This is a genomic window from Pseudomonas triticicola (assembly GCF_019145375.1).
Taxonomy (GTDB): Bacteria; Pseudomonadota; Gammaproteobacteria; order Pseudomonadales; family Pseudomonadaceae; genus Aquipseudomonas; species Aquipseudomonas triticicola.
Genome location: NZ_JAHSTX010000001.1, coordinates 3,331,184 through 3,344,562, shown reverse-complemented (window position 1 = coordinate 3,344,562; position 13,379 = coordinate 3,331,184). Strand labels below are relative to the sequence as shown.

Genomic DNA, 13,379 nt, shown 5'->3' with positions numbered 1-13,379 from the left:
TTGGGCAGCCGTCTCTGACTTAAGTTCTTACACTTGTCGCTTGCAGCTTAAAACTTGTCGCTGCGTAGCCCTATAATGCGCGCCGGTTTTTGGGGTAATGGTCATGAGTACAGAAGATCCGCGGTTTGCAGGCATCGCCCGTTTGTATGGCATCGAGGGCCTGGAACGCTTGCGCGCCGCCCATGTGGCGATCGTCGGCGTCGGTGGCGTCGGTTCCTGGGCGGCGGAAGCCATGGCCCGGTGCGGGGTGGGCGAGATCTCGCTGTTCGACCTCGACGACGTCTGCGTCAGCAATGCCAACCGCCAGTTGCACGCCTTGGACAGCACCGTCGGCAAACCCAAAGTCGAGGTGATGGCCGAGCGTCTGCGCGGGATCAACCCCGATTGCACGGTGCACGCCGTGGCCGATTTCGTTACCCGCGACACCATGGCCGAATACATCACGCCGAACATCGACTGCGTGATCGACTGCATCGATGCGGTCAATGCCAAAGCGGCGCTGATCGCCTGGTGCAAACGCCGCAAGATCCAGATCATCACCACCGGCGGCGCGGGCGGGCAGATCGATCCGACGCTGATTCAGGTCTGCGATCTGAACCGCACCTTCAACGATCCGCTGGCCTCGAAAGTCCGTTCGACGTTGCGCCGGGACTACGGCTTCTCCCGCACCGTGACCCGCCACTACAGCGTGCCGTGTGTGTTTTCCACCGAACAGCTGCGCTACCCGAAACCGGATGGCAGCATTTGTTTGCAGAAGAGTTTTGTCGGCGACGGCGTGAAGCTCGACTGCGCCGGCGGGTTTGGCGCGGTGATGATGGTCACGGCGACGTTTGGCATGGTCGCGGCGACCAAGGCTGTGGACAAGATTGTAGCGGGGGTGCGGCGGCCTTCAGACCGAGTAAAACCTCAGGCTTGATGTTGGGGCTGCTGGCTTCTTCGCGAGCAGGCTCGCTCCCACAGGGAAACGTATTCCAATTGTGGGAGCGAGCCTGCTCGCGAAGGCGATTAGCGCGCCAACTCATTCATCCGCTGGAGCACCGCATTCAAGCCATTACTGCGCGAAGGCGACAACTGCCGCGACAACCCCAACTGATTGAACCACTCCGGCAGATCCAGCTGTTGCAACTCCGCCGCCGACAAGCCGTTGACCCGCAACAGCAGCAACGCCACCAATCCGCGAATCATCCGCGCATCGCTGCTCGCCTTGAACTGCCAGTGTCCGTCGCGCAAATCCCCGACCAGCCACACCTGGCTCTCACAGCCATGCACCCGATTGGCCTCGCACTTTTGCGCGTCATCCAGCGCCGGCAAACGATCACCAAACTGCATCAGCAACCGCGCCCGCTGTTCCCAGCCCGCCGCAGTCTGAAACGTCTGCAGCGCTTCGGCCGCTTCCACCGGCAGGCTCATCGCAACATCTCCAGAGCCTGATCCAAAGCCTCGAAAAAGCGCTCCAGATCTTCCGAGTCGTTATACAGCGCCAGCGACACGCGAATCGCGCCGGCCAGTTCGAAGCTCTTCATCAATGGCATGGCGCAGTGATGTCCGGCGCGCACGGCAATGCCTTGTTCGGTGAGCAGGTGCGCCAGATCGGCGTTGTGCACGCCTTCGACGACAAAACTGGCCAGCGCCAGTTGCGGCTTGCCCAGCAGGCGAATGCCATTGCGTGCGGCGAGGCCGCGCAGCAGATAGTCGTGCAGTGCCGCTTCATGGGCAGATACGGCGTCCTGATCCAGACCGGCCAAGTAGTCGAGGGTCGCTCCGAGGCCGATGACGCTGGCGATCGGCGGTGTGCCTGCCTCGAACCCCAACGGCGCCGGGCGGAAGCGCGAATCCTGATAGTTGGCGTCTAGCACCATCTCGCCGCCGAACTGCCAATGCTGCAATTGCTCCAGCGCCGCGTTGCGCCCGAACAGCACGCCGAGGCCATCGGGGCCGTAGAGTTTGTGGCTGGAAAACACATAGAAGTCGCAACCCAGCGCCTGCACGTCATGCCGACCGTGCACCACACCTTGCGCACCATCGACCACCGTGAGCGCGTTCTGCGCCTTGGCCATGCCGAGCAACGCGGTCAATGGCTGCCAGGCGCCAAGCACATTGGACAACTGGCTGACCGCCACCAAACGCGTGCGCGGGCCGATCAGGTGTACGGCAGCGCCGAGGTCGATCAGGCCGTCGGCATCCAGCGGCAGGATCACCAGTTTCAGCTGACGGCGTTGCGCCAGTTGCTGCCACGGCAGCAGGTTGGCGTGATGCTCCAGCGCGCTGATGACGATCTCATCGCCCGGCTGAAACAGAGACTCCAGACCATAAGCCAGCAGATTCAGCGCGCTGGTGGCGCCGTGGGTGAAGATGATTTGCCCGCTGTCACCGGCATTCAGCCATTGGCCAACCTTGCGCCGACTGTCTTCGAACGCTTGCGTCGCGTGGGCACCGGGCAGGTGTTGCGCACGATGTACATTGGCCGCGCCGTTGGCGTAGTAATGCGTCAGTGCGTCGAGCAGGGCTTGTGGTTTTTGCGTGGTGGCGGCGCTGTCCAGATAGGTCTGGTCTTGCCGTTGCAGGGCGGCGATGGCCGGGAAATCGGCGCGCCAGGGGGAGGGGATCATCATGAGTTCAGCCCTGTGAAATTGGGCGGGGTGTACGCCAAACCTTGTGGGAGCGAGCGTGCACGCGAAAGCGTCCTTGAGGACGCCAAAAGTTTCGCGAGCAGACTCGCTCCCACAGGCCTACAGCGCTTAGTTGTGAGCGTGCAGCGCTTCGTTCAGTTCGATCGCCGATTTGTGGGTCTTGCATTCCACCGCGCCGGTTTCCGAATTGCGACGGAACAGCAGATCAGTCTGACCAGCCAGCTCACGTGCTTTCACGACCTTGACCAGATTGTTGTGCTCGTCCAGCAGCGCAACCTTGGTCCCGGCGGTCACGTACAGGCCCGATTCCACGGTGTTGCGGTCGCCCAACTGAATACCGATACCGGCGTTGGCGCCAATCAGGCAGCCTTCGCCCACCTTGATCACAATGTTGCCGCCGCCCGACAGAGTGCCCATGGTCGAGCAACCGCCGCCCAGGTCCGAACCCTTGCCGACGAAGACGCCAGCGGAAACGCGGCCTTCGATCATGCCCGGGCCTTCGGTGCCGGCGTTGAAGTTGATGAAACCTTCATGCATGACAGTGGTGCCTTCGCCGACATAGGCGCCCAGACGCAGACGTGCAGCATCAGCGATACGCACGCCGGCCGGTACCACGTAGTCGGTCATCTTCGGGAACTTGTCCACGGAGAACACTTCCAGCAGTTCGCCGCGCAGACGCGCTTCGAGTTGCATTTCCGCCAGTTCGCTCAAATCGATCGCGCCCTGGCTGGTCCACGCCACGTTCGGCAGCAGCGGGAAGATACCGGCCAGGCTCACGCCGTGCGGCTTGACCAGACGGTGCGAGAGCAGATGCAGTTTGAGGTAGGCCTCAGGCGTGGAGGTCAGTTGCGCGTCTTCAGCCAGCAGCGTGGCAACCAACGGCTTGTGGCTTTCGGCCAGGCGGGTCAGCAGCTTGCCTTGCACGGCGTCGATGCCTTTGACGGCTTCAGCCAGTTGCGCAGCCTGGGCGGTGGTAAAGGTGATGGCCTGGTTGCCTTCGGTGTAACCGAGGATCGGCGCAACAGCCGCGACCAGTTCGGCCGAAGGGTTGAGCAGTGGCTGGGCGTAGAACACTTCCAGCCATGCGCCTTGACGATTCTGGGTGCCGACACCAAAGGCGATGCTGAACAGGGAATTGGACATGTGAATACCTCTACAAAGAGTGACGGGCTGCTTACTTCAGAGCGGCCGCGTAGATATCTGGCTTGAAGCCAATCAGGGTTCGGTCACCGAGATCGAGCACCGGGCGCTTGATCATCGAGGGTTGTGCGAGCATCAGTTCGATGGCTTTCGACTGGTCGAGATCGGCTTTGCGTTCGTCATCGAGTTTGCGAAAGGTCGTGCCGGCGCGGTTCAACACGGTTTGCCAGCCGTGCTCGTCGCACCATTGGGTCAGGTGCTCACGGTCAATACCGGCAGTCTTGTAATCGTGAAAGTCATAACTGACAGCGTGTTCATCGAGCCAGGTGCGCGCCTTTTTCATGGTGTCGCAGGCTTTGATGCCGAAAAGGTGCAACGTTTTACTTGAAACGGCCAAGGAATCGCCCCCTTTACAGGTGCTGGAAAAAAATGGTGACGGATTATGCCATGACCGGACGGTTTCGTCGGCCACGGTTGTCGTAACGCTGTAAAACCTGTGGGAGCGAGCTTGCTCGCGAAGGGGGCCTGTCAGTCAATTTCTGTGCTGAATGACACACCGCATTCGCGAGCAGGCTCGCTCCCACAAGGGTGTCGCTTGCGGCCGTGCGACATAGGTGCAACGGTCAGCCACAGCCTAAGGCGCTAATATGGCAGTTCAATGCTGTCGATCGCCTGAGATTCTGGTTTTATGCAAACTGCTTACACCGTCCTCATCCTGCTGATGCTGGTCAGCGTCTCGCGCCTGGTCGGGCGGGTCATCCCGCTGCCGTTGCCGCTGGTGCAAATCGCCGCGGGTGCCTTGCTCGCCTGGCCGACTCTTGGCCTGCACGTCGCCCTCGATCCCGAACTATTCCTGTTTCTGTTCCTGCCGCCGCTGCTGTTTTCCGATGGCTGGCGCATGCCCAAACGCGCCTTCTGGCAATTGCGCGGACCGATCCTGACCCTGGCCGTCGGCCTTGTTCTGTTCACCGTAGTTGGTGCCGGTTATTTCATTCATTGGCTGTTGCCGACGATTCCGCTGCCGGTAGCCTTCGCCCTTGCAGCGGTTTTGTCACCGACCGACGCCGTCGCAGTCTCAGCGATTTCGCAGAACCGACTCCCGACGCCGCTGATGCACATCCTCCAGGGCGAGGCGCTGATGAATGACGCCTCAGGCCTGGTGACCTTCAAATTCGCCCTCGCTGCAGCGGTCACGGGGGTGTTTTCGCTGACCAATGCCAGTCTGACCTTCGTCGCCGTGGCGCTCGGTGGCCTGGCGGTCGGAGTGGCGTTGAGCTGGTTGGTCGGACGCCTGCGCGCGTGGATGATCGCCCGGGGCTGGGACGATCCGGCCACTCACGTGGTGTTCATGTTGCTGCTGCCGTTCGCTGCTTATGTACTGGCCGAACGTTTGGGCGCTTCAGGGATTCTCTCGGCGGTGGCAGCGGGGATGATGCAGAGCTGGCTCGACCTGTTGCCACGCCAGACCAGCACGCGATTGCTTAACCGCAGCGTTTGGGCGCTGCTCGAATTTGCGTTCAATGGCTTGATCTTCCTGCTGCTTGGCCTGCAATTGCCAGACATCATCAAGGCGGTGGTCAGCCATGAGCCGACGCTGTGGCCGACGCTGTTCTATCGCTGCCTCGATGTGTTGGCGATCTTCGTCGCGCTGGTGCTGCTGCGGTTCATCTGGGTGCAGAGCATCTGGCGCTTGTCGGTGTTGCTGCGCCGAGTGCGCGGCAAGGGCGAGCTGACGCAAGTGCCGACGGCGCGTTCATGCTGGTTGCTGACGGTGGGCGGTGTGCGTGGGGCGGTAACGCTGGCGGGCGTGATGTCGGTGCCGATGCTGATCGGCGCCGAGGCTTTTCCCGAACGTGACTTGCTGATTTTCATCGCTGCCGGGGTGATTCTGCTGTCGCTGGTCTCGGCCTGTATCGCGTTGCCGTTGCTGCTGCGCGGCATCGACAAGAGTCCCGACGACAAGCGTCGTCATGAAGTGCGCGATGCATGGCGCAAGACCGCCGAAGCAGCGATTCACTCGCTGGAAAGCGAAGAAGTGGTCCCACAGGATGCCGCTCAAGCAGCGCTGGCAGCGGAGCTCAAGGCGCGGATCATGTCCGAATATCGCCATCAACTTGATGTATTCAACGACTCCGCCGAAGCCCAGGCGCTGGCATTCCAGATGGATCTGCTTGAACGGCGTTTGCGCTTGAAAGCGCTGCGCGCGCAGCGTCTTGAGCTTTACAGTCTGAGCCGTCAGCACCAGATCGGTGATGACGTGTTGCGAGAAGTGCTCGGGGAACTGGATTTGAGCGAGGCCAATCTGGGGCAGGTCAAATAACCGCTTGAGCGCTTGCAGCAGAGGGCTGCCGCAAGCGCTCCGCAATCACTTCTGGCGGGTGATGAAGTCGCGAATCCGTTCGGCGGCTTCGACGCATTCCGCCAGCGGCGCAACCAGCGCCATGCGCACACGGCCTGCACCCGGATTGACGCCATCGACATCGCGAGACAGATACGAGCCCGGCACCACGGTCACATGCTCCTGCTCGAACAGATCACGGCAGAATGCCGCGTCATCACCCTTCACGTTCGGCCACAGATAGAAGCTGCCATCCGGGCGCTGTACGTCCATGACCGGGCTGAGGATGTTCAGCACCGCATCGAACTTCTCGCGATACAGCGCACGGTTGGCGCGCACATGCACTTCGTCATTCCACGCGGCAACGCTGGCCAGTTGAGTCTGTACCGGCATCGCGCAGCCGTGGTAAGTGCGATAGAGCAGGAAACCCTTGAGGATGTCGGCATCGCCGGCAACGAAGCCTGAACGCAGACCCGGCAGGTTGGAGCGCTTGGACAGACTGTGGAAGACCACGCAGCGCTTGAAGTCATTGCGACCCAGTTCGACGCAGGCGCTGAGCAGGCCCGGCGGTGGGGTTTGCTCGTCGAAGTACAGTTCGCTGTAACACTCGTCGGCGGCAATCACGAAGTCGTACTGATCAGCCAGGGCGATCAGCTTCTTCAGGGTCTCGACCGGAATCAGTGCGCCGGTCGGATTGCCCGGCGAGCACAGGAACAGAATCTGGCAGCGCTGCCAGATCTCCGGCGCTACTGCGTCGAAGTCCGGGTTGAAGCCGTTTTCATCCAGGCATGGCAGGTAATGCGGCTTGGCCCCGGCGAGAAACGCCGCGCCTTCGTAGATCTGATAGAACGGGTTAGGGCTGACCACCAGCGCATCGTCGCCCCGATTGACCACGGTCTGGGTGAAGGCGAACAGCGCTTCACGGGTGCCGTTGACCGGTAGCACATTGCGCGCCGGATCGATCCAGCCGTTCGGCACGCCAAAACGACGCTCGCACCAGCCGGCGATGGCTTCGCGCAGGGCCGGGATGCCGAGGGTGGTCGGGTACACCGCCATCTGATCCAGACTGTTCGCCAGCGCTTCGGCGACAAAGCTCGGCGAACGGTGTTTCGGCTCGCCGATCGACAGGGCGATCGGGCGTTTGTCCGGGTTCGGCGTAACGCTGCCGAGCAGGGCGCGGAGCTTTTCGAACGGGTACGGCTGGAGCTGGTTCAAAGCTTTGTTCATGGGGGCCTCTTTTAAATGCTCAAGAGCTTTCTGTGGCGAGGGGATTTATCCCCGTTGGGCTGCGCAGCGGCCCCAAAAACCATTCACTGCGGTTCAACTTAATGTCCGCATACACAGGTTTTACGACTGCTTCGCAGCCGAACGGGGATAAATCCCCTCGCCACAGGGGATTGTATGTACCGGAGGAAAGCATGGGCTGCATTCACACGGATAAACGGGTGATTCAGATACTGATCCGCGAAAGTTTGATATCCGGTTCCTGATTGACGCTCAGCTGTTCGACGATCGCATCCTGCAGACGGCTGCACAGCAGCGGATCAGACAGCGGCTGGTTGTGCGCGTCGGTGATGAAGAACACGTCTTCCACGCGCTCGCCCAGGGTCGCAATCTTGGCGTTCTGCAGCGACAGATCGAACTCGAGGAAAATCCCCCCGACCCGCGCCAGCAGGCCCGGCCGGTCAGGCGCCGTCAGTTCCAGCACGGTCACCGGACGCTGGGCGTCGTTGTGGATCGTTACTTGCGGGGCGAAGGCGAAGTGTTTGAGCTGGCGCGGAACCCTGCGCTGGATGATCGTTGGGTAATCGTCCGGGTTGCGCAGGGCTTCGGTCAGGCCTTCGCGGATCTGCTTGATCCGCGCGGGGTTGTCGCCGATCGATTCGCCTTCGTTGTCGAGCACGATGTAGGTGTCGAGGGTGAACTGGCTGCTCGAGGTGATGACCCGGGCGTCGTGAATGTTCAGGTTGAGCTGGTCCATCGCCGCCACGGTCACGGCGAAGAAGTCATGCTGGTCCGGTGCATAAATGAAGATCTGCGTGCCGCCCTCGAACTCGCGCTGGGTGGTTTCCTTGATCAGCACCAGCGGCCCGCCATCCACCGGTTGCTGCAGGATCGCATCGCTGTGCCAGGCCACGTCGCCGGCGGTGTGGCGCAGGAAATAGTCATCGCCCAATTGCGCCCACAGCTGCTCGACGTCGTCCGGATCGGTGCCGCCGCGCACCAGAATGTCCAGCGCGGCGCTTTGCGTCTGACGGATCTGTTCTTCGCGATCCACCGGGTTTTCCAGACCCCGGCGCAGGGCGCGCTTGGTCTCGGTATAAAGCTGGCGCAGCAGGCTGGCGCGCCATGAGTTCCACAGCGTCGGGTTGGTCGCATTGATGTCGGCCACGGTCAGCACATAGAGGTAGTCGAGGCGGGTTTCGTCGCCGACCGCCTGGGCGAAATCGTGGATCACCTGCGGGTCCGACAGATCCTTGCGCTGCGCGGTGGTGGACATCACCAAATGGTTCTGTACCAGCCAGACGATCAGGCGGCTGTCCCACACCGGCAACTGGTGACGCTGGCAGAACGCCTCGGCATCGACCGCGCCGATCTCCGAGTGATCGCCATGCCGGCCCTTGCCGATATCGTGATACAGACCGGCCATGTAGATCAGCTCAGGCTTGGGCAGCTTCGCCATGAGCTTGGCGGCCAGCGGAAATTTCTCCGAAACCTGGGTGTACTGCAGTTTGCGCAGGTGTTTGATCAGATTCAGCGTGTGCGCATCGACCGTATAAATGTGGAACAGGTCGTGCTGCATCTGTCCGACGATAAAGCCGAACTCCGGCAGATAACGGCCGAGAATGCCGTAACGGTTCATCCGCCGCAGATTGCGGTGGATGCCGATCTTGCACTTGAACAGCTCGATGAACAGGCTGGTGTTGCGGATATCGTTGCGGAAGTTGTCATCGATCAGGTGCCGATGTTCACGCAGCAGACGAATGGTGTCGGCGCGCACCCCTTTGATTTCCGGCTGTTGGGCCATCAGCACGAAAATTTCCAGCATGGCGAACGGCGTGCGGCGGAACACGTTGTCATTGCGCGCTTCGATGTAGCCGTCATGCAGCTGGAAGCGTGAATTGATCGGTTGCGGCGGCGCCTCGTCTTCCGGAGCGAGGATGACTTCCTCGAAGTGCTGGATGATCAGATCGCTCAACTGGGCAATGCTCATCACCGTGCGGAAGTACTGCTGCATGAAGTTTTCGACCGCCTGTTTGGCGTCGTCTCCTTCAAAGCCGAGCAGGCCGGCAATGGTGCGCTGATGATCGAACAGCAAGCGGTCTTCGGAACGGCCGGCGAGCATGTGCAGCGCATAGCGCACTTTCCAGAGGAATTCCTGGGATGAGGCGAGCAGGGCGTTTTCGCTTTCGACCAGAAAGCCTTCGCCAGCGAGGGCGCGCAGGTTCAGGGTGCCGTACTGACGGCGGGCGACCCAAAGGATTGTCTGAATATCGCGCAGGCCGCCGGGCGAACCTTTGACGTTCGGTTCGAGGTTGTATTCGGTGTCGTTGTATTTGTGGTGACGGGCCTTCTGCTCGGCACGCTTGGCCAGGAAGAACTCCTTGGCCGGCCACATGTGCGCGGTGCTGGTGACGTCGAGCATGCGCTGGCGCAGACGCTCGGGGCCGCAGATGGTGCGGCTTTCCATCAGGTTGGTGACCACAGTCAGGTCGGCGCGGGCCTCTTCTGCGCATTCGTCGACCGAGCGCACGCTCTGGCCGACCTCCAGACCGATGTCCCAAAGCAGCGTCAGAAAACGCTCGATGGAATCGCGGAAAACTTCGTGGTCGGCACTGTCGAGCAGGATCAGCAAATCAATGTCGGAATAGGGATGCAGCTCGCCGCGACCGTAGCCGCCTACTGCCACCAGAGCGATGTCGGCGTCTTCGCTCCAGTTGAACTGCTCCCAGGCCTTTTGCAGGATGTTGTCGACAAACCAGGCGCGGTCCTCGATCAGCCGGCGGATGTCGCGGCCATTGCGAAAACGCGTGTCGAGGACCTCGCGGGCCTGGCGGATCGCCTTCTTGAACGCCGCGATGGGACTCGCTTTGAGGGCCAGTTCAGCCTGGAACTGGCCGCGGTCGAAGAGTTCGGGATCCACCTGCGGCATCGATTGGCTTTCCTTCTATTGGCTGGGAGCGTTCTGGGTGTCAGGCCGAGATGCGCGGGATGGTGTCATCGCTGCGCAAAGTGAAAATCTCGTAGCCGGTCTCGGTGACCAGCAGGGTGTGTTCCCACTGTGCCGAGAGCTTGCGGTCCTTGGTGATCGCGGTCCAGCCGTCGCCCAGAACCTTGGTGTCGGCCTTGCCCTGGTTGATCATCGGCTCGATGGTGAAGGTCATGCCAGCCTTCAGTTCCATACCGGTGCCGGCACGACCGTAGTGCAGGATCTGCGGTTCTTCGTGGAAGACCTTGCCAATACCGTGGCCGCAGAACTCGCGTACCACCGAGAAACCGTTCTTTTCTGCGTGCTTCTGGATTACTTCGCCGATGTCGCCGAGGCGGCAGCCGGGTTTGACGATCTCGATCGCCTTGTACATGCATTCCTGGGTGACCTGCGACAGGCGCTCGGCCCAGACCGGCACTTCGCCGACGTGGAACATGCGGCTGGTGTCACCGTGGTAACCGTCCTTGATCACCGTGACATCGATGTTCAGGGTGTCGCCGTTTTTCAGCGGTTTGTCGTTCGGGATGCCGTGGCAGACCACATGGTTGATCGAGGTGCAGATCGACTTCGGGTAGCCCTTGTAGTTGAGCGGGGCAGGGATCGCTTGCTGCACATCGACGATGTAGTCGTGGCAGATCTGATTGAGCTGATCAGTGGTCACGCCCGGTTTGACATGTTCGGCAATCATTTCCAGCACATCGGCGGCCAGTTTGCCGGCGACACGCATGCCAGCGATGTCCTCGGGGGTTTTGAGGTTGACGGTCATACAGGCTCTCTCTGCGCTCGGCGGCGCTTACGGATACGAATTGGGTGGCAAGCGTACATTTTGCGACCCTGAAAAACGCGATTCTACCAGACGGGAGGCGCAAATCCGCGCCTGCATGTCCAGCTTCTATCTATACAATGGTGCCCATCGAGCCGATTCCAAGGGGGCTGCGCCCATGTCCCTGGTGCGAATACAGATTCCGGGTTCCGTTTCTGCGCACCCTGTGGTATAAAATGCGCCGCTTTCCGGGGATGCCCCGAAAAGCTTAAATCCACACACGTGTCGACACGATGACCTGGGTGCCTTGGGCTTTATGCCTCTGGTTGGTCATTGGGATACGTGGAGGCCAAACCCGACTTATCAAGGAACTATCATGTCCCAAGTCAACATGCGCGATATGCTGAAGGCCGGTGTGCACTTCGGTCACCAAACCCGTTACTGGAATCCGAAAATGGGCAAGTACATTTTCGGCGCGCGTAACAAGATCCACATCATCAACCTTGAAAAAACCCTGCCAATGTTCAACGAAGCTCTGACTTTCGTAGAGCGTCTGGCCCAGGGCAAAAACAAGATTCTGTTCGTCGGCACCAAGCGTTCCGCTGGCAAGATCGTTGCTGAAGAAGCAGCACGTTGCGGTTCGCCGTACGTCGATCACCGCTGGTTGGGCGGCATGCTGACCAACTTCAAAACCATTCGTGCTTCCATCAAGCGTCTGCGTGACCTTGAAGTTCAAGCCGAAGACGGTACTTTCGCCAAGCTGACCAAGAAAGAAGCGCTGATGCGCTCCCGTGATCTTGAGAAGCTGGATCGTTCGCTGGGCGGCATCAAGGACATGGGCGGTCTGCCAGACGCACTGTTCGTGATCGACGTTGACCACGAGCGCATCGCGATCACCGAAGCCAACAAGCTGGGCATCCCGGTCATCGGCGTTGTCGATACCAACAGCAGCCCGGAAGGCGTTGACTACATCATCCCAGGCAACGATGACGCCATCCGCGCTATCCAGCTGTACATGGGTTCGATGGCTGACGCAGTTATCCGCGGCCGCAACAACGTTGCTGGCGGTACTGTAGAATTCGCAGCTGAAGAAACTCAGGCTGCAGCTGAGTAATCGACGCCCCTGGCGTTGACTCAGTAAGCAAAAAGGGGGCTTGGCCCCCTTTTTGCCACCTCGAAAACCATTTGTCGGCGCCCACGTCTGTATTTGTCATGTGCGGCAGCCAACATGGGTGGTTCGGGAAGAATTGAACGCCCGTTCGATCGGGTGGAATGGTTGAAAACCTATCCAAGAGGAATTTGAAAATGGCAGCAATTACTGCAGCGTTGGTCAAAGAACTGCGCGAGCGTACCGGCGAAGGCATGATGGATTGCAAGAAAGCCCTGGAAAAGGCTGACGGCGACATCGAAAAAGCCATTGATGACATGCGTGCTTCGGGCGCCATCAAGGCTGCGAAAAAAGCTGGCAACGTTGCCGCTGAAGGCGCAATCGCCATCAAATCGAATGACAAGGCAGCCGTGCTGCTGGAAGTCAACTCGCAGACCGACTTCCTGGCCCTGCAAGACGATTTCAAGAACTTCGTTGCTGCCAGCGTAGAAAAAGCTTTCGACGAAAAACTGACCGACGCAGCTCCGCTGATCGCCGCTCAGGAATCGGCTCGTGAAGCGCTGGTTGCCAAAGTCGGCGAGAACGTCAACATCCGTCGTCTGGTACGCGTAGAAGGTGACGTTGTCGGCACTTACCTGCACGGTAACAAGATCGGTGTTGCTGTTGTCCTGAAAGGCGGTGACGTCGAGCTGGCCAAAGACATCGCTATGCACGTTGCTGCAAGCAACCCTGAGTTCCTGCTGCCTTCGCAAGTCTCCGACGAAGCGATCGAGCGTGAGAAAGCTGTGTTCCTGCAGCTGAACGAAGAAAAAATCAAAGGCAAGCCAGAAAACATTGTTGAGAACATGGTCAAGGGCCGTATCAGCAAGTTCCTGGCAGAAGCGAGCCTGGTCGAGCAGGCGTTCGTCAAGAACCCTGAAGTCAAGGTTGGCGAACTGGCCAAGAAAGCCGGTGCTGAAATCGTTTCCTTCACTTACTTCAAAGTAGGCGAAGGCATCGAGAAGCCGGTCGACAACTTCGCTGAAGAAGTTGCTGCCCAGCTGGCTGCCGCCAAGCAATAAGACGGTTTTTCAACTGTCGCCCGAAAGAGGCTGCCCGCTAACGCGCGCAGCCTCTTTTCAGATGGGGTACCAATTTTTTATTTGGTTTCCACCCGGAACTGACTTACAAAGCCATGTTCCGATGGCGCT

General features: G+C 60.1%; 11 protein-coding genes. 4 read left to right on the top strand and 7 right to left on the bottom strand.

Features of this window, described 5'->3' with window-relative positions:
- Nucleotides 1–97: 97 nt before the first annotated feature.
- Nucleotides 98–916, top strand: coding sequence for a tRNA cyclic N6-threonylcarbamoyladenosine(37) synthase TcdA (gene tcdA, locus KVG85_RS14975; protein ID WP_071174533.1), 819 nt, complete (start codon nt 98–100; stop codon nt 914–916).
- An 89-nt stretch (nt 917–1,005) separates the two neighbouring features.
- On the opposite strand, the gene KVG85_RS14970 is transcribed toward tcdA, so the two are convergent.
- From KVG85_RS14970 to KVG85_RS14955, 4 genes are all read right to left on the bottom strand, one after another.
- Nucleotides 1,006–1,410: a SufE family protein gene (locus KVG85_RS14970; protein ID WP_217864244.1), complete on the bottom strand. Its 405-nt coding sequence runs from the start codon at nt 1,408–1,410 to the stop codon at nt 1,006–1,008.
- The gene (locus KVG85_RS14965) at nt 1,407–2,612 is read right to left on the bottom strand and encodes an aminotransferase class V-fold PLP-dependent enzyme (protein ID WP_217864243.1); all 1,206 of its coding nucleotides are present in this window, start codon (nt 2,610–2,612) and stop codon (nt 1,407–1,409) included. Before KVG85_RS14965 ends, KVG85_RS14970 begins: the two co-directional genes overlap by 4 nt.
- Before the next feature lie 126 nt (nt 2,613–2,738).
- The gene (dapD, locus tag KVG85_RS14960) at nt 2,739–3,773 is read right to left on the bottom strand and encodes a 2,3,4,5-tetrahydropyridine-2,6-dicarboxylate N-succinyltransferase (RefSeq protein WP_217864242.1); all 1,035 of its coding nucleotides are present in this window, start codon (nt 3,771–3,773) and stop codon (nt 2,739–2,741) included.
- Nucleotides 3,774–3,804: 31 nt separating this feature from the next.
- Entirely contained in the window at nt 3,805–4,167 is a 363-nt protein-coding gene (locus KVG85_RS14955; protein WP_093104271.1) for an ArsC family reductase, read from the bottom strand.
- Nucleotides 4,168–4,458: 291 nt separating this feature from the next.
- Here KVG85_RS14955 and KVG85_RS14950 point away from each other — a divergent pair, with 291 nt between their 5' ends.
- Nucleotides 4,459–6,090: a Na+/H+ antiporter gene (locus KVG85_RS14950; protein ID WP_217864241.1), complete on the top strand. Its 1,632-nt coding sequence runs from the start codon at nt 4,459–4,461 to the stop codon at nt 6,088–6,090.
- Nucleotides 6,091–6,135: 45 nt separating this feature from the next.
- On the opposite strand, the gene dapC is transcribed toward KVG85_RS14950, so the two are convergent.
- The 3 genes from dapC to map all read right to left on the bottom strand — a co-directional run bounded on the left by dapC (nt 6,136) and on the right by map (nt 11,084).
- Complete coding sequence (gene dapC / locus KVG85_RS14945; protein ID WP_217864240.1) at nt 6,136–7,335, bottom strand: succinyldiaminopimelate transaminase; 1,200 nt, start codon at nt 7,333–7,335, stop codon at nt 6,136–6,138.
- 223 nt (nt 7,336–7,558) lie between these two features.
- Entirely contained in the window at nt 7,559–10,261 is a 2,703-nt protein-coding gene (locus tag KVG85_RS14940) for a [protein-PII] uridylyltransferase (protein WP_016771478.1), read from the bottom strand.
- Nucleotides 10,262–10,301: 40 nt separating this feature from the next.
- Complete coding sequence (map, locus tag KVG85_RS14935) at nt 10,302–11,084, bottom strand: type I methionyl aminopeptidase (RefSeq protein ID WP_133334983.1); 783 nt, start codon at nt 11,082–11,084, stop codon at nt 10,302–10,304.
- Between the two features lie 373 nt (nt 11,085–11,457).
- Here map and rpsB point away from each other — a divergent pair, with 373 nt between their 5' ends.
- Together rpsB and tsf are read left to right on the top strand one after the other, a co-directional pair.
- Nucleotides 11,458–12,195: a 30S ribosomal protein S2 gene (gene rpsB / locus KVG85_RS14930; RefSeq protein ID WP_003222119.1), complete on the top strand. Its 738-nt coding sequence runs from the start codon at nt 11,458–11,460 to the stop codon at nt 12,193–12,195.
- Nucleotides 12,196–12,386: 191 nt separating this feature from the next.
- Nucleotides 12,387–13,250, top strand: a complete 864-nt coding sequence (gene tsf, locus KVG85_RS14925; RefSeq protein ID WP_016771476.1) for a translation elongation factor Ts — start codon at nt 12,387–12,389, stop codon at nt 13,248–13,250.
- The last annotated feature ends 129 nt before the right edge of the window (nt 13,251–13,379 follow it).

What these genes read in the sequence shown, in the direction of transcription:
- tsf (WP_016771476.1), top strand. Translation starts at nt 12,387, where the DNA reads ATGGCAGCAATTACTGCAGCGTTGGTCAAAGAACTGCGCGAGCGTACC.
- dapC (WP_217864240.1), bottom strand. Translation starts at nt 7,335, where the DNA reads ATGAACAAAGCTTTGAACCAGCTCCAGCCGTACCCGTTCGAAAAGCTC.
- rpsB (WP_003222119.1), top strand. Translation starts at nt 11,458, where the DNA reads ATGTCCCAAGTCAACATGCGCGATATGCTGAAGGCCGGTGTGCACTTC.
- KVG85_RS14940 (WP_016771478.1), bottom strand. Translation starts at nt 10,261, where the DNA reads ATGCCGCAGGTGGATCCCGAACTCTTCGACCGCGGCCAGTTCCAGGCT.
- KVG85_RS14950 (WP_217864241.1), top strand. Translation starts at nt 4,459, where the DNA reads ATGCAAACTGCTTACACCGTCCTCATCCTGCTGATGCTGGTCAGCGTC.
- map (WP_133334983.1), bottom strand. Translation starts at nt 11,084, where the DNA reads ATGACCGTCAACCTCAAAACCCCCGAGGACATCGCTGGCATGCGTGTC.
- tcdA (WP_071174533.1), top strand. Translation starts at nt 98, where the DNA reads ATGGTCATGAGTACAGAAGATCCGCGGTTTGCAGGCATCGCCCGTTTG.
- dapD (WP_217864242.1), bottom strand. Translation starts at nt 3,773, where the DNA reads ATGTCCAATTCCCTGTTCAGCATCGCCTTTGGTGTCGGCACCCAGAAT.
- KVG85_RS14970 (WP_217864244.1), bottom strand. Translation starts at nt 1,410, where the DNA reads ATGAGCCTGCCGGTGGAAGCGGCCGAAGCGCTGCAGACGTTTCAGACT.
- KVG85_RS14965 (WP_217864243.1), bottom strand. Translation starts at nt 2,612, where the DNA reads ATGATGATCCCCTCCCCCTGGCGCGCCGATTTCCCGGCCATCGCCGCC.